This window comes from Bizionia saleffrena (assembly GCF_008086175.1).
GTDB lineage: Bacteria > Bacteroidota > Bacteroidia > Flavobacteriales > Flavobacteriaceae > Bizionia > Bizionia saleffrena.
This window is the reverse complement of the sequence record NZ_VSKM01000008.1, coordinates 1-23,281: the sequence shown is the minus strand read 5'-3', so window position 1 is coordinate 23,281 and position 23,281 is coordinate 1. Positions and strand designations below refer to the sequence as shown.

Below are 23,281 nucleotides of genomic sequence, written 5' to 3'. Positions count from 1 at the left end.
TGTAAAAATAGTAATCTTAGATGAAACGATTTGGAAAACAAGAAAATATTAACAGCAAAAAGATCTAAATATACTATCTTTGGCCGCTATGACGGAAGCGGTAAAAGATTTAGTAAACAAAGGTGAAATGCTCCCATTAATGGAGGAGTTTTACACGATTCAAGGTGAAGGATTTCACAAAGGAACAGCAGCGTACTTTATACGATTAGGCGGTTGTGATGTGGGTTGCCATTGGTGTGACGTTAAAGAAAGTTGGAATGCAGAATTGCATCCACCAACAGCAACAAAAGATATTGTTGCAAACGCTAAAAAGTATAGCGACACCATTGTAGTTACGGGTGGTGAACCCTTAATGTGGGATATGACAGCGCTTACAACACAGTTAAAAGCGCAAGGAATGCAAGTGCATATTGAGACGTCTGGTGCTTACCAATTAACAGGAGAATGGGATTGGGTGTGTTTATCACCTAAAAAAATGAAGTTACCAACGCAAGGTGTTTACGATGTTGCTAACGAGTTGAAAACCATTATTTATAATAAAGACGATTTTAAGTTTGCCGAAGAGCAGGCAGCAAAAGTAGGAAAGGATTGTATTTTATATATGCAACCAGAATGGAGTAAAAGTGATAAAATGATTCCAGAAATAGTGAACTATGTGATGAAATATCCAAAGTGGAAAGTCTCACTACAAACACACAAGTATTTAAATATACCCTAATAGAACAAAAAAAACCTTCATTTCTGAAGGTTTTTTTATGCGCTTAATAAGCGCAACTACTTTGTAATCTATTTGGTAAAAGGAACAACAAGTCTTGTGTTTCCCCATCCAATATGCATATTCACGTTTTCTTTGTTCTCGTCGAAAACAATAGAAAATGCTTCTACAACAGCGTCACCTTTTTTTACAGGAACAGTTAAACGCGCAACATCGTTAGCTTCGTTATAAAAGTAGCTTCCCCAAACATTAACATCTGCATTTATAATGGCTGTCCATTCTTTTTCTCCTGGAATTAAGTAAAACGTGTAGGTGCCTGGTTTAATAGTTGTTTTTCCTAATTTTATCTCTTTGTAAAATGAAATTTCTGCTGCTTCGTTAGCGCCAACTCGCCATACTTTGTCCATTGGTGCTAATTTAGAGACTTCACGGTCTTTTAATTGCGGACGACTGTAAGTGATTTTTACTAATTTGTTGGCGTCCTTATAACTTGTTGGAAACGCGGCTACGTCCATTGGACTTTTGTCTAATTCTGGAAAATCTTGAGCGGTAACATTAACGCTAAGTAAAGTGGTAAACGCTAAAGCGCAAGTGGCGATAAAAGTTGTTTTTTTCATAATTCTACGGTGTTAATTTATAAGTGTTATGCTATAAAGGTCGAGTTAAATTGTTAAACTTTACACTTATTAAGTAAAATACTATAAAAGTAATGTGTTTTGTTTCATTTTCATATTATTATTAATAATTATATTACAATTTATAACTGTTTTAGTATTTTGTGTTTTTAATATGAAACAGATATACCATATTTGCTTAATAAATAAAACAGAATAAGAAATTTAATACGATATATTATGTGTGGAATTGTATGTGCTTTCGATTTAAAAGAGAACAGTGAAGAGTTGAGACCTCGGGTGTTAGAGATGTCAAAAACAATTAGACATCGCGGACCAGATTGGAGTGGTATTTATAGTAACGATAAAGCTATTTTAGCGCACGAGCGTTTGGCTATCGTCGATCCAGCCTCAGGGAAACAACCGTTGTTAAGTCTTGATAGTACTCTTGTTTTAGCGGCAAATGGCGAAATATATAACCATAGAGAATTACGTAAGCAATTTGAGGGTAAATACCAGTTTAAAACTCAAAGTGATTGCGAAGTCATTTTAGCATTGTACCAAGAAAAAGGCGTTGATTTTATTGATGAAATGAATGGTATTTTTGGTTTCGCTATTTACGATGTAACCAACGACACGTATTTTATTGCTCGCGACCATATGGGAATTATTCCGCTATATATTGGCTGGGATCAAAACGGAACTTTTTATGTCGCTTCCGAACTGAAAGCTTTAGAAGGTGTGTGTACAAAAATTGAATTATTCCCACCAGGACATTATATGTCGAGTACCGATGGGAAGTTTGTAAAATGGTACAACAGAGATTGGAGTGACTATGATGCAGTAAAAGAAAACGAAACCAGTATTGCTGAAATAAAAGAAGCCTTAGAAGCCGCCGTAAAAAGACAATTAATGAGTGATGTGCCTTACGGTGTTCTATTATCGGGCGGATTAGATTCATCTGTGATTTCGGCAATTGCTAAAAAATATGCGCAAAAGCGGGTGGAAAGTGACGATACTAGAGATGCTTGGTATCCACAATTACACAGTTTTTCAGTGGGATTAGAAGGCTCACCAGATTTAGCCGCCGCACGAAAAGTAGCCGATCATATTGGGACAGTACACCACGAAATAAAATTTACAATCCAAGAAGGATTAGATGCGATAAAAGATGTGATTTATAACATCGAAACCTACGATATTACTACAATTCGTTCTAGTACACCTATGTATTTAATGGCACGAGTTATTAAATCGATGGGAATAAAAATGGTGCTGTCTGGCGAGGGAGCAGATGAAATTTTTGGAGGTTATTTATATTTTCATAAGGCACCGAACGCTAGAGAATTTCACGAAGAAACAGTGCGTAAATTAGATAAATTACATATGTACGATTGCCTGCGAGCAAACAAAAGTTTAGCGGCTTGGGGAGTAGAGGGGCGCGTACCTTTTTTAGATAAAGAATTTATAGATGTAGCGATGCGTATTAACCCACAAGATAAAATGATTAATGGTGAACGTATGGAGAAATGGGTAATTCGTAAGGCCTTTGAAGATATGTTGCCAGCAAGTGTCGCGTGGAGACAAAAAGAGCAATTTAGCGATGGCGTTGGTTATAGTTGGATTGATACACTTAAAGAAGTTGTTAATATAGCAGTTAGCGATGAGCAAATGGCGAATGCCAAATACCGTTTCCCATTACAAACACCGCAAAACAAAGAAGAGTTTTATTACCGCTCCATTTTCGAAGCGCATTTTCCAAGTGATGCGGCGGCCCTAAGTGTGCCGCAAGAGCCAAGCGTAGCATGTAGTACAAAAATAGCCCTAGAATGGGACGAAGCGTTTAAAAATATGAACGAACCTTCAGGTAGAGCAATTGCAAATGTGCACGACGCGGCGTATTCATAATATAATAAAAGATATATGATAGAATGAAGTGAAAACCCTTTTAGCTATAAGAGGGTTTTTTATTAAGAGTGCTTAATATTATGCAATAAATTATTCCTATCACATTCCGTTTTAAAAGTCCTCAGTATGCTTTATTTTTGAAGTAAATAAATCATACTATGTCACACACGCTTATACATAACGAAAGCAAACATCAATTTGAAGTCCATTTAAACGATAGTATCGCCTTTGCAGCTTACGAGCGTTTTGAAAATGGTATTACTTATACACATACCGAAGTGCCGACAGAAATGTCTGGTCAAGGCGTGGGGAGCTTTATAGCAAAAGGGATTTTAGACTACGCGAAAGAGAATAATTTACAAGTGAAACCAGAATGTTCGTTTATTTTGTCGTATATCGATAAGCATCCAGAATATCAGGATATTTCAGTTGTTCACAATAAAAAATAAAAAACGAGAGACGTAAAATGAGTACAAAGTCTATAGAGTTGGTGGCGCGCCCAAGGGCACCGCATTTTGTTGGTGACGGATTTCGGGTGCATAATTTTATACCGAGCGGATTTCGGTTAGATATGAAACGAATGGATCCTTTTATTTTTATGGATTATAATTCTAAATTTTATTTTCCGCCAACAAACGAGCCGCGTGGAGTCGGTGTGCATCCACATCGTGGTTTCGAAACGGTAACCATTGCTTATAAAGGAAAAATCGCTCATCATGACAGTGCTGGAAATAGCGGCGTTATTGGAGAAGGCGGAGTGCAATGGATGACGGCCGCTTCGGGGGTTTTACACAAAGAATATCACGAAAAGGAGTTTAGTGCTGCGGGAGGTGATTTTCAGATGGTGCAATTATGGGTGAATTTGCCTCAAAAAGATAAAATGTCTACGCCTAAATATCAAGGACTAGATCCTTCCAGTATTAAAAAATACCAATTACCAGATCAGCAAGGTGTGGTTGAGGTTATCGCTGGTGTTTATAAAGAGGTTAAAGGTGCCGCTTCAACGTTTACGCCACTGCATCTATTAAATGTAAAACTAAAAAAAGAGGCACACGCCGATTTTTCTTTTCCGGCGCATTACAACACGGCTTTAGTCGTAATAGAAGGTGAGGTAAAAGTGAATGGCAAAGAGAATGTTTCTACCGACCACTTTGTATTGTTTGAGAATAAAGGCGAAACATTTACGGTAGAGGCCACTGAAGCGGCAGTGGTTTTAGTTTTAAGCGGAGCCCCAATTAACGAACCGATTGCCGCACAAGGCCCGTTTGTAATGAATACTAAAGAAGAATTAGCACAAGCGATACACGATTTTAATAGCGGTAAATTTGGCTATTTAGAATAGTGATTCACTCCGTCGTTCCCGAGAAATAAATTGAAGAGGAATGCTTTGAGAAGAGACCCTTGTAAAAGGTTTTATTCCTTCTCTTTTTTAGCGTTTTTCAGTCGTAATACTCCCGTCTGTAGATCTTTTTATTAAGGTTGGGAGCTCCAAAACTTGTCTTTTTAGCTCGTTTTTAAATTTTTAGTTTTCAGAATAATTAAAAACAAGTCACTATTCAATTTAAGATGTGTTTTAGTCGATTTAAGCGACTTTCTTTAAATTAATAATTGTTAATAAAAACAGGGAGCTTTCCATAAAAAGCTTTAAAACCATCTCGAAATTGCGTATATTTGGTGGTGTTCAAAAGGATGCCTTAAGCCTCCTTTTTTTATGTTAAGGACACACTGTTTTAAGACATTGTAATAGCGCATAAAAGGACTCCCGTTGCAGAAAATGGGGTTTTCAAAAAAGGACTATTAGATTATAAAGACTATAACTATGAGCGAAAAAAAAGAAGAGTTTAACAAAGAGAATTATTCAGCGGATAGTATTCAGGCTCTAGAGGGTATGGAACACGTTCGTATGCGTCCTTCCATGTATATTGGAGACGTAGGAACTCGAGGGCTTCACCATTTAGTGTACGAAGTTGTAGATAACTCTATTGATGAGGCGATGGCCGGACACTGTAATAATATTACGGTAACTATTAATGAAGACAATTCCATTTCGACCGAAGATGATGGTCGTGGTATTCCGGTAGATCTTCACAAAAAAGAAGGTGTTTCTGCTCTTGAAGTAGTTATGACAAAGATTGGCGCCGGAGGTAAGTTCGATAAAGATTCTTATAAAGTTTCTGGAGGACTGCACGGGGTTGGTGTAAGTTGTGTTAACGCATTATCCGATCATTTAAGAGCTACGGTTTACAGAAATGGCGAAGTTTGGGAACAAGAATACAAGCACGGTAAAGCTTTGTATCCTGTAAAATGTATTGGAGAAACAGATAAAAGAGGTACGGTAATTACCTTTAGACCAGATCATACCATATTTACGCAAACGTTAGAGTATAGCTACGATACATTAGCCAGTAGAATGCGCGAATTGTCGTATTTAAATAAAGGGATTACTATTCATTTAATCGACAAAAGAGCGGTTAAAGATGATGGTTCTTTCGAAGGTGAAACATTCCATTCTGAAGAAGGTTTAAAAGAATTTATAAGATTTCTAGACGGAAGTAGAGAGCCTTTAATAAAAGAGGTTATTTCTTTTGAAGGAGAGAAAAACGGAGTGCCAGTTGAGGTTGCGATGATGTATAACACGTCGTATGCTGAGAACTTACACTCGTATGTAAACAATATTAATACCCACGAAGGTGGGACGCATTTATCGGGGTTTAGAAGAGGGTTAACGCATACTTTAAAAAAGTACGCCGACGAATCTGGGATGCTAGATAAATTAAAATTCGATATTGCGGGAGATGATTTCCGTGAAGGTTTAACAGCAATTATTTCGGTAAAAGTTCAAGAGCCACAATTCGAGGGACAAACAAAAACAAAATTAGGAAACAGAGAAGTTTCTGCTTCTGTGAGTCAGGCGGTTTCAGAAATGCTTTCTAACTATCTTGAAGAGCATCCAGACGATGCTAAAATAATAGTTCAAAAAGTAATATTAGCTGCTCAAGCACGCCACGCTGCGCAAAAAGCGCGTGAAATGGTACAGCGTAAAACAGTAATGAGTATTGGTGGTTTGCCAGGAAAATTATCTGACTGTTCTGAGCAAGATCCTACAAAATGTGAAGTATTCCTTGTCGAGGGAGATTCGGCGGGTGGAACTGCAAAACAAGGTAGGGATAGAGCATTTCAAGCTATTTTGCCCCTACGTGGTAAAATTTTGAATGTTGAAAAAGCGATGACACATAAAGTGTTTGAAAACGAAGAGATAAAAAATATCTTTACCGCTTTAGGAGTTACTATAGGAACAGAAGAAGATAGTAAGGCTTTAAATCTTTCAAAGTTAAGATATCATAAAGTGGTGATTATGTGTGATGCCGATATCGATGGTGCGCATATTGAAACTTTAATTTTAACGTTCTTTTTCCGTTATATGAAAGAATTGATTGAAAATGGACATATTTACATTGCAACTCCGCCACTATTCTTAGTGAAAAAAGGAGCTAAAAAGCAATACGCTTGGAGTGATGATGAGCGTAAAGTTTTAATGCAAGAATTTGGTGATGGTACAAAAATACAACGTTATAAAGGTCTTGGAGAAATGAATGCCATACAACTTTGGGATACCACAATGAATCCAGATTTTAGAACGCTTCGTCAAGTACAAATTGATAACGGTGTAGAAGCCGATCGTGTGTTCTCTATGTTAATGGGAGATGAGGTGCCACCACGTCGAGAATTTATCGAGAAAAACGCAATTTATGCAAAAATTGATGTATAATTAGTAATACATACTTTTTAAAAACACCTTTCGTCTTATGTGCTTAAGGTGTTTTTTTATTTATATTTAAAAATAAAAAATAAGCTAAACGAGTTATAATCACTATCTAACGTTTACTTTTGTTATATTATAAAAAAAATAAAATTTATGAAAACCCCTTTTCTATTTCTTATTACATTGGCGTCTGTGCATTTTGTAACGGCCCAGGAAAACTTAAACGAATTATTGGCGGCTGGTATAGACGATACCAAACAATTTTCAGAACGCTATATTAAACCAGCAAACGATGGTTTAGCTTACGGCATCAATAACAATTGGTCTAACAGTGCGAAAGCACCGAAACGACTTGGCTTCTCATTATCCATTATTGGAAATGCAACCTTTATAAACGATGAAGATAAAAAGTTTATAATGACCGCTTCCGATTACGAAAATATACGTTTTAAAGATGGGAGTGCATCAAAACCTGTTGCAACTGCATTGGGACATAACGATCAGGATATTATTGTCGAAATTACTTACGACGATCCGTTGTTTGGGGAACAAACCACAGATATTGTTTTGCCAACAGGAATAGGATCTGCAAATATAAATTTAATTCCGACGGTGTTTTTACAAGGAAGTTTTTCGCCTTTTAAAGGTACCGAAGTAAAAGCACGTTATTTTCCTAAAATAAATCAACAAGATGTAGAGGCCGGCTTATTTGGTTTTGGTCTTCAGCAGGAGTTTACTTCTTGGCTACCTTCCGATAAATTATTTCCGGTGGCTGTTTCTGGATTAATTGCTTATACCCAATTAAACGGAACATACGATTTAGTGAATACAAGTACAGTAGAGGGTGAAAACCAACGCGTGGAAACACAAACTCACACAATGTTGTACCAACTATTAGTAGGGACAAATTTAAAACTATTTAATGTGTACGGTTCTGTAGGGTATTTAGATGGAAAAAATAAAACGGACTTATTAGGAACCTATCGCGTCTCTGATGGGATTTTGTTTTCTAAAGAAATTGTAGATCCGTTTTCAGTAGAATCAGACACTAGCGGTATTATTGGAACTTTGGGAGCAAATGTAAAACTTGGTTTCTTTAGTGTAAATGCAGCCTATACAATTGCCGATTTTAGTAGCGCCTCGTTAGGAATGACTTTCGGCTTTTAAAACTTTCTTAAAAAAATACATACGTCCTAAGAATTTCTTAAATTTGGAGGATAAAATTTAACACAAACTAAAATATAATACAAATGAAAGTAACAGTAGTTGGAGCAGGTGCAGTAGGTGCAAGTTGTGCAGAATACATCGCCATTAAAGATTTTGCAAGTGAAGTTGTTATACTAGATATTAAAGAAGGTTTTGCTGAAGGTAAAGCAATGGATTTAATGCAGACAGCTTCTTTAAATAGTTTCGATACTAAAATTACCGGAAGCACTAACGATTATTCTAAAACAGCAGATAGTGATATTTGTGTTATAACATCGGGAATTCCTAGAAAACCAGGAATGACTCGTGAGGAATTAATTGGTATCAATGCAGGGATTGTTAAAACAGTATCGGCTAGCTTAATCACGCATTCTCCAAATACAATAATCATTGTGGTAAGTAACCCAATGGATACAATGACATATTTAGTGCATAAAACAACAGGATTACCTAAAAATAGAATCATCGGAATGGGTGGTGCTTTAGATTCTGCACGTTTTAAATACAGATTAGCTGAAGCTTTAAACGCCCCTATTAGTGATGTAGACGGAATGGTAATTGGTGGACATAGCGACAAAGGTATGGTGCCATTAACAGCGCACGCCACTAGAAACAGTATTAAAGTAACAGAATTCTTGTCTAAAGAACGTTTAGAGCAAGTAACAGAAGACACTAAGGTTGGAGGCGCAACATTAACTAAATTATTAGGAACGTCAGCTTGGTACGCACCAGGTGCAGCAGTCTCTGGTTTAGTACAAGCAATTGCTTGCGACCAAAAGAAAATGTTCCCATGTTCAACGTTATTAGAAGGTGAATACGGTTTAAATGATTTATGTATTGGTGTGCCAGTTATTTTAGGTAAAAATGGTATTGAAAGTATCGTAGAAATTAAATTAAGCGATGCCGAAAAAGCGCATATGCAAGAAAGTGCTAAAGGTGTAAAAGCGACGAATGGTTTATTAGAACTATAGTCGGTTTTCTAATTATATAAAGAAACACCTTAAGGTTTTAAATCTTTAAGGTGTTTTTGTAGTTATAGAGGACCTCTTTTTAAAAGATAATTTAACAGTCTTAAAAAGAAATTGAAAAATTTTTGGTATTATTGTTGCCAACTAAATCAAATAATAATACTTAAACACGGAAAAATTAGAATAAGATGAAAAAATCAATATTATTACTGTTAGCAGTTACGTTAAGTTTTACCAGTTTTGCACAAGATAAACTAACGGAAGGTACCGTTATATCAACGCAAACAATGTCTAGTGACGATGAAGCTATGAACTCGCAATTAGCAATGGTTGGAGAAGTGGTGACAACAACTTACATTAAAGAGAAGAAATCAAGATCGGAAGTGTCTAGCCCGATGACGGGAGACGTCGTTACTATTACTGATACGGAGACCAAAAAGATGTTAATGCTAATGGATAACCCTATGAGCGGTAAAAGCTATATGGAGATGAGTACAGATTCTAAAGCGGCACAAGTAGAAAATATTGAGGTAACAAATAGAGATGATAAAAAAACAGTTTTAGGTTACGAGTGTGAGGGTTACGATGTGATTATGACGGCAGGAGGACAAACTGTAGAGATGACGCTTTACACCACTAAAAGTATTACGGCCTATTCGCAACAATCACAAATGTATGGCGATAAAATTGAAGGGTTTCCAATGTATTTTGTATTAAATATGAGTCAGATGGGAAAAAATATTACTATCGAAAATACGGTAACAGAAATTAAGGAAGAAGCTGTTTCTAGCGATAAATTTAATATGACACCCCCAGAAGGCTATACAGAAATGAAGCAATAAAACAGTCTATTCTATATAAAAGACTATTAAAAGAGCAACTATTTGGTTGCTCTTTTTTTGTATAAAAAACAGTAATTGTATTGTCATTTCTTGCTGTATATCATATATTTGGCACATGAAAGCTAATTGGTGTTTTAGTGTCTTATTACTTGTCCTTGCCTGTATTGGGGTTTTTAGGGACGACACTGTTATCCCTAATCAAGAACTCGTTCTAGAGTTTAATAGCGCACACGTTTCGGCTAACGAAGCTGAAAAAACGATTATATTAGTAAAAAAACAATTACAAGAATTAGGTGTTTACGCGATTCAGGTGCATGCTGAGTCTAACGGGAAATACACGATCACTTATTATAGTGCTTCAAACGTAGCGCGTATTAAAAAAATACTAGGTACGCCATCGTCATTATCAATAGATATCGCGAACTCTAATCAACCCAATAGTGGTATTCCATTAGAGAAAACATCTAATCATTACCATGTAGATGTTTATGAAATTACTCGCAATTTAGATTCAGAAATAGATTTAAAAGGAACGCTTGTCGTTAACGAAAAACGCGATTTAGAACGGTTTAACAGTCCTACTTTTAGTTCGTTTTTAGGGCAAGAATATAGTAACTTGACATCGGAAACTGAAGCCGTAGCTTACAAAATAAATACTACCATTGTCTATACTTTAAACAAAGGTTTATATACTATTCCAGAAGTTCGTGCCGGACCCTCTTATTCTAGAAGCGCGTAAACACATAAAAGTGCTTTTCTACTTTAAAATTGAGCTTTTAAAATTATTTTATAAAAGCGAAAACACCCTATTTAATTATTAAAATAATTGTCGAATCTCGATGTAAATTCTATATTTGCTCGTTCTAAAAAAAACCGACAATAAAATAACAACACCATGCAAAATAAAGGATTAATAAAGCTGTTTGCAGTTTTATTCGGATTGGTAAGTCTTTACCAATTATCTTTCACGTTTAAAAATAGTGCAATCGAGAGCGATGCATTAACAATTGCGGAAAGTAAATTTGATGCTTCAGTAGAAGACAGAAAAGAAAAAGTTAACGATTACGAAGTCGTTTATTTGGACTCGTTAGCAGCCTCTAATGAGAAAGTATTCTTAGGAAGTACTTACGCAGATGTTAAAGAAAACTCGATGAAATTAGGACTAGACCTTAAAGGGGGTTTAGAAGCAATTTTACAAGTCTCTGTAAAAGACATCTTAAAAGGATTGGCTAACAATAGTAAAGATCCTATTTTCAACAAAGCATTAGATGATGCTGCCGAACTTCAGAAAGACAGTCAGAATGACTTTATTGACGATTTCTACACGGCTTTCGATGCTATTAAAGGCGATACTAAATTAGCGTCTCCAGATATTTTTGCAACGCGTTCTTTGGAAAGTGAAATCAAAAGAGGAATGTCGGACGATGATGTAAAAGTTGTTTTATCACAAAAAATCAACGAATCTATCGCTTCTGCATTACAAGTATTGCGTACACGTATTGACCAATTTGGTGTGGCGTCTCCAAACATTCAACGTTTAGGAACTTCAGGGCGTATTCTTGTAGAGTTACCAGGGGTTAAAGATGTTGAGCGTGCTAAAGAATTAATTACAAGTACGGCAGAATTAGAATTCTGGGATACTTTAAAAGGAGAGCAGTTTTTTCAGTATTTTAATGATGTAAATACATTGTTGAAAGACGAGATAAAAGCAGAAAACCAAGTAGAAGGAGAAGAAACAGTAGCACAAGAGAGCACTGAAGACGCTACCGATGATATTATTGGTGATCTTACAGGAGAGGAAGATACATCAACTAAAGAAGTAAATCCATTATTAGATTTAGTAAAAGGACCAGGCTACCAAGGCGGACCAATCGTTTATCAATTTAACATAGCAGATAGTGCTAAAGTATATTCAATATTAAAAAAGCGTGAGGTAAAAGCTTTATTGCCAACAGAACTTAAAGATGTAAAATTCGTATTTGGTAAACCAGCACCAAATAGCGAGCTAACAGAATTATATGTATTAAAAGGAACCAGAGACAACATTCCACCGTTAGGCGGAGGAGTGGTAGACGACGCACGCCAATCTTACAGCCCGTCGAACAAGCCAACAGTAACGATGCAAATGAATGCTCAAGGCTCTAAAATTTGGGAAGAAATGACCGATAAAGCCTCTAAAACGGGAAGCCAGATTGCTATTGTATTAGATAACGTCGTGTATTCTGCACCAGGAATTAACAATGGTAAAATTGCCGGCGGACGTTCAGAGATTTCAGGAAACTTTACATTGAACGAAGCAACCGATTTAGCAAACGTTTTACGTGCCGGTCGTTTACCTGCAAAAGCGGAGATAATTCAATCGGATGAGATTGGACCAACATTAGGTAAAGAAGCTATCGAGAGTGGTACAATGTCTTTTATAATTGCGTTAACATTAGTATTAATCTGGATGTTCTTTTACTACGGTAAAGCAGGAGTATTTGCAGATATTGCAATGTTATTAAATATTCTATTAATCTTCGGTATTTTATCAGGATTAGGAGCTGTATTAACCTTGCCTGGTATTGCCGGTATAGTATTAACTATTGGTATGGCGGTCGATGCGAACGTGCTTATTTTTGAACGTATTCGAGAGGAACTCTATAAAGGTAAAGACCAAAAAACGGCTATTAAAGACGGTTTTAGTAATGCATTATCTTCAATTTTAGATGCTAACATTACAACAGGTTTAACCGCTTTAATTTTATTCTTATTTGGTACAGGGCCAATTAAAGGGTTTGCAACAACGTTATTAATAGGTATTTGTACCTCATTATTTACAGCTATTTTCATCACCAGATTATTAATTGACTGGTACGATGCAAGAGGTGGAAAATTAAGCTTCTCTACAGGAGTTACTAAAAACTTATTTAGAGGTATTAATGTAAGTTTCCTTAAGAAACGTAAAATAGCTTATGGTATCTCTACGGTAATGATTTTAGTAAGTTTAGTTTCTTTCTTTACAAATGGTTTAGATCAAGGTGTCGATTTTGTTGGAGGTAGAACGTATCAAGTGCGATTCGATCAGCCTGTTAGCGCAACGGAAATTACTGATCTGTTATCAGACGACGCTGTTTTTGGTAGTGCCGATGCTAAAACCTTTGGAGACGATAACCAATTAAAAATTACTACTAAATTTAGAGTTAACGAATCTTCACAACAAGCAGACGAAGAAATAAGAATGTCTTTATTTAATGCTTTACAGCCTTACCTAAATGGTATGGACTACCCAAGCTTTATTGAAAATAAAGAATCTAAAACGGCTGGTTTAATGAAGAAATATAAGGTAAGTCCAACCATTGCCGACGACATTAAAAAAGAGTCTTTCTGGGCTGTAATAGGATCGTTAGTGGTCGTGTTCTTATATATATTATTTCGTTTTAAAAGATGGCAATTCTCACTTGGTGCGGTAGCAGCAGTTTTCCACGATGTATTAATACTATTAGGAGTATTCTCTTTAACCTACAAGTTTATGCCATTCTCTTTAGAGATAGATCAAGCGTTTATCGCAGCGATCCTTACCGTAATTGGTTACTCTTTAAATGATACCGTGGTAGTATTCGATAGAATTAGAGAATTCTTTAACGAGCACACTTCTTGGACATTCGATGAGGTTATAGATAGATCTTTAAGTAGTACTTTAAGTAGAACCTTAAATACATCGTTAACAACATTAGTCGTGTTATTAACTATCTTCATTTTTGGAGGAGAATCAATTAGAGGATTTATGTTCGCCTTAATTGTTGGTGTAATTGTAGGTACGTACTCATCATTATTTATTGCAACACCTATAATGTACGATTCAGTTAAAAAAGGAGATACAGCGAATGCATTAAAAGATAAAGAAGTAGAAACAGAAGAAAACACTGAGTTAAACGCTTAAGAATTCTAAGTTTTAAAATACAAAAGCCTTTCAAGATCTGTTCTTGAAAGGCTTTTTTGTATCTTAATTTTAATGGCTGTGTTTTGGGTATGACGTTGCAATTACTAGTAAAAATAAGGGATTTCGCGGTTCACTGACCAAAGAAACACTGGAAGCGCTTAAACAATCGCTCTGTGGCGTAGTAATAACGAATACCTGTTTATAAAATTAAAAATGAAGGGGTAATCCGTAATAAAACCGCTATTTATAAAACTATTAATAATTAATGAAAGCATAATCCATAACACAGATAATAATTATCGTTAATCCTTTGGTAAGAAACCGTAATAAATTATCTGTAAATGCTATATTTACAAACCTAAAAATACATCTATGCACTTATTAACAATCGACTGGAATCCTATTACGGGAATAGACATCGTAGGTAATTTTAAAATTCATTTCTACAGTTTAATGTGGGTTACCGCCTTTATTGTAGGCTGGCAAGTAATGAAGCGCATTTTTATAAGAGAAAAAATAAAAATAGAATATTTAGATCCCTTATTTATTTATACCGTTCTAGCGACAATGTTGGGAGCGCGTTTAGGACACGTTATCTTTTATCAGCCAGAATTATTCTCTCAAGATTTCTTTAGTGTGTTTTTACCGTTTCATTTCGTTCCAGAATTCGAATTCTCAGGATTTTCTGGATTAGCAAGTCACGGTGCAGCTATAGGTATTGTTATTGGTATGTATTTATACCGTCGCAAATACAAGTATAAGTCCTTAATGTGGATCTTAGATCGTATCGTGATTCCTGTAGCGTCTGGGGCTGTTTTTATACGTATTGGTAACTTTCTTAATTCTGAGATTATAGGTAAAATTACCGACTCTCCTTTTGGAGTGCGATTTGTGCAAGAATTTTATGGCAAACGCGAAATTATGCAACTTACTGGAATTAAAAACTACAAGCAGGCGTATGCCGCAGTAACCGATAATCCGCAATTTGTATCTTTATTGGAGGCTGTGCCGCTAAGACACCCGGCACAATTATACGAAGCATTTTGTTACATTTTCGTATTCATTATATTATTGTTTTTCTATTTGAAAACAAAAAAATCGGAACAAATTGGCTTTTTATTCGGACTGTTTTTAGTGTTGTTATGGACCGTAAGATTCTTTGTAGAATTTATAAAAGAAGCTCAAAATGCAGAGCGTGCCGATTGGTTGTTAAATACCGGACAATGGTTAAGTATCCCATTTATAATAGTCGGACTGTATTTTATGTTTGTCTATAAACCAAAAACAAAAGTGCAGTAATTATGAAAGCATACCGTGTAGTCTTAATAGCATTAAGTACTTGTTTTGCACTAACAACAATGTCTTGTAAAGAAGAGAATAAGGTGATTAAGCAGGTAGAAGTACCCTTTAAAAAGGAAGGTGATTTAACACTTTTTAAAAAAGGAACAGATTCTATTATTAAAGTTTTAGATATTGAATTAGCACTAACGCAAACCGAACGCGATTTAGGGTTAATGTATAGAAACGAATTAAAGGACAACCAAGGAATGCTATTTGTATTTCCAGATAGCCAGCCGCGAAGTTTTTATATGCGTAACACGCACATTTCTTTAGATATTATCTATTTAGACCACAATAGAGCGATTGTAAGTATTCAAAGAGAGGCCAAACCAATGGATGAATCGTCTTTACCATCGGAAAGTGCTGCGCAATATGTATTAGAAATAAATGGCGGCCTATCTAAAAAATGGAATCTTGAAGCTGGGGATAAAATAGAATTTTCGGCACTATAAAAGGTGTTGGCAATAATACTGAAATGACATACAAACAAGCTAAAAACATTGATTTACTTCTATCTATATGTAAACACAAAGAAGATAGAGCCCAAATAACTTCATTCAGTAGTCTTTCAGATAAATTTAAATAAATACCAGAATCCGAATTTTTAAAATTAATCGCTATAATTAGAGCGGAACAATTAAAACTTGGAGTTGAACTGGTTAGGGGTAATTCATATAGTTTTAAATTTTTCGAGCCACAAATAACCGATTTAGAAAATCTGGGCGGATTTAAAAACTTGTTCTGGAAAAATATTAAAAACATTCTCTTTAAGTACATATTCCCAACAGCAACTTTAGGTATTTTAATATGGGCTAATTTCATAAAAGAATCGGATTTAAAATCCAAAAAAGACACTTTAGAAAATACCAAACAAACAGAACTGAAACAACAGTAGCAATTAACCACCAAAATAAAAGATTCGTCAAATTTGGATACGTTGGATTATCGTGAACATTATCCTGAAACCATAAAATCGGACTCTTTAAAATAAAAAGTACTATTGCTAACATTGTATATAATTTATGATTAAATCCGTTCATATTTTAAAGTTTTATATATTTAATAATCTGTTTGTTACGGCTGAAAATCCTGCGGATTTTAAGCCGCACAAATCATATACGTAACCGTTAGCCACAATTTGAGAGATGACAATGAGAAACTTTTTTACTTCAATCGTAATTTTATTTTTATTATGTTCTTGCGACTGTCAAATTATTGTAAGTGGGAAAATTATTTCGTCAGAAACTGGAAAGCCAATAAACGGTGCGAAAATTGAAATGGTTGGAAAAAATATAACTTCAGAATCCAACCAAAACGGACTTTTTAAAATTGGAGATATGTCTGGTTTTTGTTATGATCCAAAAATAGAAGTGACCTACGAAGGACATAAACCCTTCTTAATTGAATTAGAATCGGAATCTGAATTTCAAAACTTTAAACTAAAAAAGCAATCCGAATTTATTGAATATGAAGAACCTTTTTATCCAAATCCGTATAATAAAAACACTTTTGTAACTGGAACTTGGGTTGAAAAATATAGTGGGAATTTTAAAATTAAATCCGATAGTTTAATTATATATCTTGACGAAAAAAAAATAAATAAAGAAATTGAGTTAATAAAAGGAAAACTGAAAAAGAAAAATAGTGGCTAACACCGTTTTAAAACAATTACGGTTTTAGTGCTAAATCAAAGGACGTTGGGTGTTTGTATACATAGACGTTGTTACAAAAAAGAAAGGACATTATTAAATTTTAATAATGTCCTTTCTTTTTTTTACAGAGTTTCTTTTATAAGGCGTTAATCGAGTTAAGGAGAACATTCACTCATTTTTTTAAAAGGGTATTCGTGATTACTTCGCAGTTGAGCGGAATGCTTTGAGCTCCCTCAATAATTCTTTGGGAAGCGAGTAGCGAAAGCCTGACTTTCCTTTTTTACAAGGGAATTCCCATAAGCATATCGTAATTATTCCTCCTTTTTAGGAACGGGATCGAAACCGCTGCCGCCCCAAGGATGGCAACTAAAAACACGTTTTATAGCGAGTACCCCGCCCTTAATTAGGCCGTGAACTTGTAGTGCTTCTTTGGTGTAGTGCGAGCAGGTGGGTTGGTACCGGCACGTGGCTGGTGTAAATGGAGAAATAAAGACTTGGTACACCTTAATTATAAATAAAAAAGGGGCGATTAGAATTTTTTTCACGTTACAAAAAGTTTAGGCTTAAAAAAGCGTGCGTTTAATTTACCGAAAAACTGGTACCGTCTCTACCGTCTTTTAGTTGTATTCCCGCATTGGCGAGTTCGTCGCGAATTTGATCGGAAAGGGCAAAATTTTTGTTGGCTCGTGCTTCTTGGCGTAATTTAATAAGCACGTTTACAGCACCGGCTAAAGTATCGGTTTCTGATGCGGCTTCGGTAACATTTGTTAATCCTAGAACCTCAAAAACAAAAGCATTAATGGTGGTTTTAAGTGTGTTTAAATGAGCTATTGTTACATGTTGCGAGCCGTCTTTAATTTGGTGAATAAACTTTGCGGCGTCGAATAAATGAGCAATTAAAATAGGTGTATTAAAATCGTCGTTCATTGCGTCGTAGCATTTCTGCTTCCAACTGTCAATATCTAATGTCGATGATTCAGACGGTGTTAAAGTGTCTAATTCTTTAATCGCGTCGAGTAAACGATTAAAACCTTTCTCGCTAGACTGTAATCCGGCATCGGTTAAATCTAAAACGCTACGGTACCCAGCTTGCATCATAAAAAAGCGAATAACGCTTGGGCTGTATGCCTTAGACATTTTATCGTTATGACCGGTAAGAAGCTCGGTAGGATTTATAATATTCCCGGTGCTTTTAGACATGCGCTGTCCGTTAAGCTCTAGCATATTGGCGTGCATCCAGTAATTTACTGGCGACTGCCCTTTGGCCGCTTGATTTTGAGCGATTTCGCATTCGTGATGTGGGAATTTTAAGTCCATTCCACCACCGTGAATATCGAAGTGATTACCCAAGTACTTGGTACTCATCGCTGTACATTCTAGGTGCCAACCCGGAAAACCGTCGCTCCAAGGCGATGGCCAACGCATAATATGTTGTGGTTCGGCTTTTTTCCAAAGCGCAAAATCTTGCGGATTCTTTTTATCGCTTTGGCCGTCCAGCTCTCGTGTATTATGAATAAGATCTTCTAATTTGCGTTTACTTAAAATACCGTAATTATTAGTCTCATTATATTTATGGACATCAAAATACACAGAACCATTAATTTCGTAACCGAAACCATTGTCAATAATAGTCTTAATTAATTCTATCTGCTCTATAATATGTCCAGTAGCTGTAGGCTCGATACTTGGCGGTAAAAAATTAAAAGTGTTTAAAATATTATGAAAATCTACGGTGTAGCGTTGTACTACTTCCATAGGTTCAATTTCTTCTAAACGTGCTTTTTTTGTAATTTTATCTTCACCTTCGTCGGCATCATTTTCTAAGTGCCCAGCATCTGTAATATTACGGACATAACGCACCTTGAAACCTAAATGTTTTAAGTATCTAAAGACCATATCGAAAGACATAAAAGTTCTAACGTTACCAAGGTGTACATGACTATAAACGGTAGGACCACAAACGTACATACCCACGTAACCGTCGGTAATTGTTTTAAAAGGTTCCTTTTTTCCGCTTAGCGAATTGTAGATCTTAATAGTTTGGTTTTTAAAAAGCTGCATTGCCATAGGTTATGATACTGTTTGTTTAAATTAAAACGTTGTGTCTAACTTAATATAATCTAAGAATTCTCTTTTGGTGTCTTTGTTTTTAAACTGGCCACCAAACTCTGCAGTTACTGTGCTACTATCGATATCTCTAATACCACGAGAATTGACGCAAAGGTGTTTAGCATCCATTACACAAGCAACATCTTCAGTGTTTAATACTTTTTGTAACTCTTGTACGACTTGAAGGGTTAATCGCTCTTGAACCTGAGGACGTTTTGCGAAATAATCTACAATACGATTCATTTTAGATAAGCCCACAACAGTACCGTTAGAAATGTAGGCGATGTGAGCCCGGCCAACAATTGGTAATAAATGGTGCTCGCAAGTAGAATACACCGTAATGTTTTTTTCTACCAGCATTTCGCCATATTTATATTTGTTATCGAAAGTAGAAGCGCTAGGTTTATTTTGAGGGTCTAAACCACCAAAAATTTCGTTTACAAACATCTTAGCGACACGATTTGGTGTACCACTTAAACTATCGTCTGATAAATCAAGACCTAAGGTTTCTAGTATATGACGTACATCGTCTTTTATGATGTCAATTTTTTCTGTGCTTGTTAGTTTAAAAGCGTCTGCTTTCATAGGCGTAACTGCCGAAGTACCTATGTGGTTTTCACCAATTGACTCGTGATTTTTTGTTGTATTATCAATTTCCATTAATCCAGTAAAATGTTTAAAAAGCAAAGATAAGTAATAAAAAAATCATAGTTAAGAGGTAGGGGTTTTTAAATTTGAATTGTTATATAATTAACAGAACATTATATTAACGTAATGTTAAAGATATTTTACTTATTTTTAGACCCTATAATATAAAAAACAACTATGAAATTACTCTACACTTTAGTGTTTATGCTTACTTTTAGCGCTTATAATGTTAAGGCTCAGTCGGTAACTAAGAAGCATTCAACACACGTCTTTTACGCCGACAATGTTAAGGCGCCTTTAACAGCGAAAGAATTAAAAATGTTGAAAGATGTTTACGCAGATCACTTAGATCAAGAGGTGTTAAACCGTCCGCAACGCATTAAGGATATTAAAAACATTTTAAGAAATAGAGTAGAGATTGTAGAGCATAAAAATAAAGATTTATCATACTTCCCTGCTTTATCAAGTATACCACTTTTTAATATTTATAATAAGGCGTTAACTAGAGATGCTTTTTACTCTTCAGACAACTTTAACGTACTTAAATACAATTTACCGTTTTATGGTAAAAAACGCGTGACATATCACATAGATAACAGCGCTTATATTTTAACGATAATTCCTCAGCACGAACACTAAAAAATACACAATGAAAAAAATTACCCTTTTAATACTAATTTTATTTTCAAGTTTTGGCTTTTCACAAGATGTGTTAATGCAAAACGGTACATTTACGCAGTGTTCGGGAACGTTTTACGATTCTGGAGGACCATCTGCAAGTTATGGCTCAAACGAAAACTTTACAATTACTATCTGTCCAGATCAGGGCAATTCTCTAACCCAATTAGATTTTTCAGGTTTTGCGTACAGTACGCAGAATAATGGCGAATTTTTAACTATTTATGATGGGGACGACACGACTGCACCTGTTTTAGGAACATATACTGGTGGTGGAGCGTCTGCTAACCCTGGTTTTGTAACAGCCTCTGATACGACAATTAATGCAACGGGTTGTTTAACATTAAATTTCACATCGAATGCTAGTGGAAATGCTTCTGGATGGGCAGCAACAATTTCTTGTTTCGAACCTTGCCAAACTATTGTAGCCGTTCTAGATAGTACCTCTCCAGTTTTAAATATAGATGGTAATGTAGAAGCCGATCTTAACGAAACTATAACCTTTAATGGTAGTGGTAATTTTTCTGGATCTGGAGCAGGTGCAACCTATACTTGGGATTTTGGAGATGGAAATACGGCAACGGGACAAACGGTAACGCACGCTTATCCTGCAGCAGGACTGTTTGATGTTACACTTACTATTATAGACACAAATCCTAACGGATGCCAGAGTACTAACACTATCGATTTAGTAGCGATAATTGGTGCGTCTAGCGTCGGTAACCCTAACGTAGATGCAGGTGACGATTTAACTGTAGATTGCGCCACCGGTTGTGTCGATTTAAATGCACAATATTTAGATATTGGTTTAACCAATACGTATAACGTAAATGAAATTACCTTTACGCCGCCATTTCCTTTTAATGGCTTAGCGAACTCGATAAATCTTAGTACAGATGATAGATGGGCAGCAGTAGAGAGCTTACCCTTTGATTTCTGTTATTTTGGAGGCGTAGAGACTCAGTTTCAGGTAGGTTCTAATGGGGTTGTTCGTTTTGATGTTGATCCAGCCGACACTACAAATGCTTGGGGTTTTAGTGAGAATTTGCCTAATAATACAAACCCAACTTTAGGGGAGGCTAATATTTTTACACCAGGACACGATATACTTCCTTCATCAACTAATGGTAATGAAATAGCATGGGAAGTTATAGGTACTGCGCCTAATAGAGTTTTGGCGGTATCTTTTTATGACGTCTCAATGTTTAGTTGTACTAGTGAGAAAGCAACGCATATGGCGGTAATGTATGAAACAACTAATGTTATTGATATCTATATTCAAGATAAGCCAACATGTTCATGGAACGGTGGTAGTGCAGTTGTAGGTATTCAAAATCATGCGGGTACTACGGCTTTTGTACCACCAGGACGTAATACTTCAGATTCCCCATGGGTGACTACTGACGAAGCATGGCGTTTTACACCAGCTGGACCTAGTGTGGTAACATTCGCTTGGTTGGATGCTGCCGGTACAGTAATTTCAACAAATCCTACATTTAGTGTGTGCCCAACTCAAGATACTACCTATACAGCAGAAGTAACATATACCAACTGTAATGGTGAGATTGTTATTGTTACCGATGATGTGACTGTTTTTGTTCCTTTCTCTGTAGATTTAGGACCAGATCAAAACTTATGTGTTGGTAATGCAGATGTTGTTTTAGATGCCACTGTTGCTACAACTGGAGCAACGTATCAATGGACTTTAGATGGTACAGATATTGCTGGAGAAACAAATCCTACATTAACAGTAGCCTCTCCTAATACAGGAACATATGGTGTTAGCGTTACAGGAGCTGGATGTACTATCACAGACGATGTGGTGATTACTTTTTCAAATAGCGATGCTTCATTTACTATGATCCCTTCTTGTACAGGAGGAACTGTAGATACAATAGCTACAACTGGTGGAATCTTTTCTTTTAATCCAGCGCCAACAGATACAGCAACAATCGATCCTAATACAGGTGAAGTAACTAACGGTACGCCGGGAGCGACGTATACCATAGAATATAACACTTTAGGCGCTTGTCCAGGAATTACTACTCAAGATTTAACTGTGTTGCCGGCGGATGATGCGTCATTTACAATGGATGCAACATGTACAGGAGGAACTGTTGATTCAGTAGCCTTAATAGGAGGAACATTTGTATTTAATCCTGCACCAACCGATGCAGCGGTAATTGATGCTAATACAGGTGAAGTAACAAATGTTACTTTAAATACAACCTATACGATAGAATATACTACCAATGGTGCGTGTCCAGAGACATCGCAATTCGATTTAGTAATTCCTGCTTTAGACGATCCTAGTTTTACCGTTTTGGCAACTTGTGATGGCGCAGTAGTAGATACAGTTACTACTCCAGGTGGCGTATTTGCTTTAAATCCAGTACCAACAGATGGTACTACGATTGATGTGGCGACGGGTGAAGTTACAGGAGGAACCTCTAATACCTCTTATACTATAGAATACACAACAAATGGAACGTGTCCTGATTTTAGTACACAATCATTTGTGGTTAATACGACTGAAGATGCCTCATTTACAATGTTAGCAACGTGCGACGGCGGAACTGTAGATAGTTTTGCTACGGCAGGTGGTACGTATGCTTTTAATCCACTACCAACGGATACAGCAACAATCGATCCTACAACTGGTGCAGTAACAAATGGAACTTCAGGAGCTAACTATACAGTAGAGTATAGCTTTGGAGGGACTTGTCCTTCTTCAGCATCTTTCGATCTTACCGTTTTATCAGTAGACGATGCGAGTATAACAATGACGCCAACGTGCGACGGCGGTATTGTCGATACAGAAGCAACACCAGGCGGAACGTATGTGTTTAACCCAGTACCAACGGATGGCGCTGTAATAGATGCTACCACAGGGACCGTTTCTGGCGGACAACCAA

Annotated in this window: 19 protein-coding genes; 15 read left to right on the top strand and 4 right to left on the bottom strand. The window is 36.1% G+C overall.

From position 1 onward, the window contains the following. Positions 1 to 88 precede the first annotated feature (88 nt). Positions 89 to 718 (top strand): 7-carboxy-7-deazaguanine synthase QueE, encoded by a 630-nt coding sequence (locus tag ES676_RS08795; RefSeq protein ID WP_148370108.1) that lies wholly within the window; start codon positions 89 to 91, stop codon positions 716 to 718. A gap of 68 nt (positions 719 to 786) precedes the next feature. On the opposite strand, the gene ES676_RS08790 is transcribed toward ES676_RS08795, so the two are convergent. Continuing rightward, positions 787 to 1,332, bottom strand: coding sequence for a DUF2911 domain-containing protein (locus tag ES676_RS08790; RefSeq protein WP_148369955.1), 546 nt, complete (start codon positions 1,330 to 1,332; stop codon positions 787 to 789). Positions 1,333 to 1,569: 237 nt separating this feature from the next. On the opposite strand from ES676_RS08790, the gene asnB reads away from it, so the two are divergent. From asnB to ES676_RS08730, 12 genes are all read left to right on the top strand, one after another. After that, the gene (asnB, locus tag ES676_RS08785; protein WP_148369954.1) at positions 1,570 to 3,237 is read left to right on the top strand and encodes an asparagine synthase B; all 1,668 of its coding nucleotides are present in this window, start codon (positions 1,570 to 1,572) and stop codon (positions 3,235 to 3,237) included. Positions 3,238 to 3,395: 158 nt separating this feature from the next. Then, a complete protein-coding gene (locus ES676_RS08780) occupies positions 3,396 to 3,686 on the top strand; it encodes a GNAT family N-acetyltransferase (protein WP_148369953.1) in 291 nt (96 codons plus the stop codon). A gap of 17 nt (positions 3,687 to 3,703) precedes the next feature. Further along, positions 3,704 to 4,579 (top strand): pirin family protein, encoded by an 876-nt coding sequence (locus tag ES676_RS08775; protein ID WP_148369952.1) that lies wholly within the window; start codon positions 3,704 to 3,706, stop codon positions 4,577 to 4,579. 477 nt (positions 4,580 to 5,056) lie between these two features. Beyond that, positions 5,057 to 7,006 (top strand): DNA topoisomerase (ATP-hydrolyzing) subunit B, encoded by a 1,950-nt coding sequence (gene gyrB, locus ES676_RS08770; protein WP_148369951.1) that lies wholly within the window; start codon positions 5,057 to 5,059, stop codon positions 7,004 to 7,006. A 147-nt stretch (positions 7,007 to 7,153) separates the two neighbouring features. Further along, positions 7,154 to 8,167, top strand: coding sequence for a DUF6588 family protein (locus ES676_RS08765; RefSeq protein ID WP_148369950.1), 1,014 nt, complete (start codon positions 7,154 to 7,156; stop codon positions 8,165 to 8,167). 83 nt (positions 8,168 to 8,250) lie between these two features. After that, complete coding sequence (gene mdh / locus ES676_RS08760; protein ID WP_148369949.1) at positions 8,251 to 9,177, top strand: malate dehydrogenase; 927 nt, start codon at positions 8,251 to 8,253, stop codon at positions 9,175 to 9,177. Between the two features lie 185 nt (positions 9,178 to 9,362). After that, a complete protein-coding gene (locus ES676_RS08755; protein WP_148369948.1) occupies positions 9,363 to 10,016 on the top strand; it encodes a hypothetical protein in 654 nt (217 codons plus the stop codon). A 115-nt stretch (positions 10,017 to 10,131) separates the two neighbouring features. Continuing rightward, positions 10,132 to 10,755: a hypothetical protein gene (locus ES676_RS08750; protein ID WP_148369947.1), complete on the top strand. Its 624-nt coding sequence runs from the start codon at positions 10,132 to 10,134 to the stop codon at positions 10,753 to 10,755. Between the two features lie 156 nt (positions 10,756 to 10,911). Beyond that, positions 10,912 to 13,938 carry a protein translocase subunit SecDF gene (gene secDF / locus ES676_RS08745; RefSeq protein WP_148369946.1) on the top strand — a complete coding sequence of 1,009 codons (3,027 nt, stop codon included), beginning with the start codon at positions 10,912 to 10,914 and terminating at the stop codon, positions 13,936 to 13,938. A gap of 372 nt (positions 13,939 to 14,310) precedes the next feature. Beyond that, a complete protein-coding gene (gene lgt / locus ES676_RS08740) occupies positions 14,311 to 15,237 on the top strand; it encodes a prolipoprotein diacylglyceryl transferase (protein ID WP_148369945.1) in 927 nt (308 codons plus the stop codon). Between the two features lie 2 nt (positions 15,238 to 15,239). After that, positions 15,240 to 15,731: a DUF192 domain-containing protein gene (locus ES676_RS08735; RefSeq protein ID WP_148369944.1), complete on the top strand. Its 492-nt coding sequence runs from the start codon at positions 15,240 to 15,242 to the stop codon at positions 15,729 to 15,731. A gap of 699 nt (positions 15,732 to 16,430) precedes the next feature. After that, complete coding sequence (locus ES676_RS08730; protein WP_148369943.1) at positions 16,431 to 16,931, top strand: carboxypeptidase-like regulatory domain-containing protein; 501 nt, start codon at positions 16,431 to 16,433, stop codon at positions 16,929 to 16,931. A gap of 311 nt (positions 16,932 to 17,242) precedes the next feature. On the opposite strand, the gene yidD is transcribed toward ES676_RS08730, so the two are convergent. Genes yidD through folE form a run of 3 tightly spaced genes read right to left on the bottom strand, consistent with a single transcriptional unit; the run spans position 17,243 to position 19,700 of the window. After that, the gene (gene yidD / locus ES676_RS08725; protein WP_148369942.1) at positions 17,243 to 17,476 is read right to left on the bottom strand and encodes a membrane protein insertion efficiency factor YidD; all 234 of its coding nucleotides are present in this window, start codon (positions 17,474 to 17,476) and stop codon (positions 17,243 to 17,245) included. A gap of 34 nt (positions 17,477 to 17,510) precedes the next feature. Then, positions 17,511 to 18,992, bottom strand: a complete 1,482-nt coding sequence (cysS, locus tag ES676_RS08720) for a cysteine--tRNA ligase (RefSeq protein ID WP_148370107.1) — start codon at positions 18,990 to 18,992, stop codon at positions 17,511 to 17,513. A 30-nt stretch (positions 18,993 to 19,022) separates the two neighbouring features. Next, complete coding sequence (folE, locus tag ES676_RS08715; RefSeq protein ID WP_148369941.1) at positions 19,023 to 19,700, bottom strand: GTP cyclohydrolase I FolE; 678 nt, start codon at positions 19,698 to 19,700, stop codon at positions 19,023 to 19,025. 165 nt (positions 19,701 to 19,865) lie between these two features. Between folE and ES676_RS08710 the strand changes: the two genes are divergently transcribed. Together ES676_RS08710 and ES676_RS08705 are read left to right on the top strand one after the other, a co-directional pair. After that, positions 19,866 to 20,327 (top strand): hypothetical protein, encoded by a 462-nt coding sequence (locus ES676_RS08710; protein ID WP_148369940.1) that lies wholly within the window; start codon positions 19,866 to 19,868, stop codon positions 20,325 to 20,327. A 10-nt stretch (positions 20,328 to 20,337) separates the two neighbouring features. Next, positions 20,338 to 23,281: PKD domain-containing protein (locus tag ES676_RS08705; protein ID WP_148369939.1), on the top strand; the 2,944-nt coding region annotated here is incomplete at its 3' end.

What these genes read in the sequence shown, in the direction of transcription:
- ES676_RS08795 (WP_148370108.1), top strand. Translation starts at nt 89, where the DNA reads ATGACGGAAGCGGTAAAAGATTTAGTAAACAAAGGTGAAATGCTCCCA.
- ES676_RS08790 (WP_148369955.1), bottom strand. Translation starts at nt 1,332, where the DNA reads ATGAAAAAAACAACTTTTATCGCCACTTGCGCTTTAGCGTTTACCACT.
- asnB (WP_148369954.1), top strand. Translation starts at nt 1,570, where the DNA reads ATGTGTGGAATTGTATGTGCTTTCGATTTAAAAGAGAACAGTGAAGAG.
- ES676_RS08780 (WP_148369953.1), top strand. Translation starts at nt 3,396, where the DNA reads ATGTCACACACGCTTATACATAACGAAAGCAAACATCAATTTGAAGTC.
- ES676_RS08775 (WP_148369952.1), top strand. Translation starts at nt 3,704, where the DNA reads ATGAGTACAAAGTCTATAGAGTTGGTGGCGCGCCCAAGGGCACCGCAT.
- gyrB (WP_148369951.1), top strand. Translation starts at nt 5,057, where the DNA reads ATGAGCGAAAAAAAAGAAGAGTTTAACAAAGAGAATTATTCAGCGGAT.
- ES676_RS08765 (WP_148369950.1), top strand. Translation starts at nt 7,154, where the DNA reads ATGAAAACCCCTTTTCTATTTCTTATTACATTGGCGTCTGTGCATTTT.
- mdh (WP_148369949.1), top strand. Translation starts at nt 8,251, where the DNA reads ATGAAAGTAACAGTAGTTGGAGCAGGTGCAGTAGGTGCAAGTTGTGCA.
- ES676_RS08755 (WP_148369948.1), top strand. Translation starts at nt 9,363, where the DNA reads ATGAAAAAATCAATATTATTACTGTTAGCAGTTACGTTAAGTTTTACC.
- ES676_RS08750 (WP_148369947.1), top strand. Translation starts at nt 10,132, where the DNA reads ATGAAAGCTAATTGGTGTTTTAGTGTCTTATTACTTGTCCTTGCCTGT.
- secDF (WP_148369946.1), top strand. Translation starts at nt 10,912, where the DNA reads ATGCAAAATAAAGGATTAATAAAGCTGTTTGCAGTTTTATTCGGATTG.
- lgt (WP_148369945.1), top strand. Translation starts at nt 14,311, where the DNA reads ATGCACTTATTAACAATCGACTGGAATCCTATTACGGGAATAGACATC.
- ES676_RS08735 (WP_148369944.1), top strand. Translation starts at nt 15,240, where the DNA reads ATGAAAGCATACCGTGTAGTCTTAATAGCATTAAGTACTTGTTTTGCA.
- ES676_RS08730 (WP_148369943.1), top strand. Translation starts at nt 16,431, where the DNA reads ATGAGAAACTTTTTTACTTCAATCGTAATTTTATTTTTATTATGTTCT.
- cysS (WP_148370107.1), bottom strand. Translation starts at nt 18,992, where the DNA reads ATGCAGCTTTTTAAAAACCAAACTATTAAGATCTACAATTCGCTAAGC.
- folE (WP_148369941.1), bottom strand. Translation starts at nt 19,700, where the DNA reads ATGGAAATTGATAATACAACAAAAAATCACGAGTCAATTGGTGAAAAC.
- ES676_RS08710 (WP_148369940.1), top strand. Translation starts at nt 19,866, where the DNA reads ATGAAATTACTCTACACTTTAGTGTTTATGCTTACTTTTAGCGCTTAT.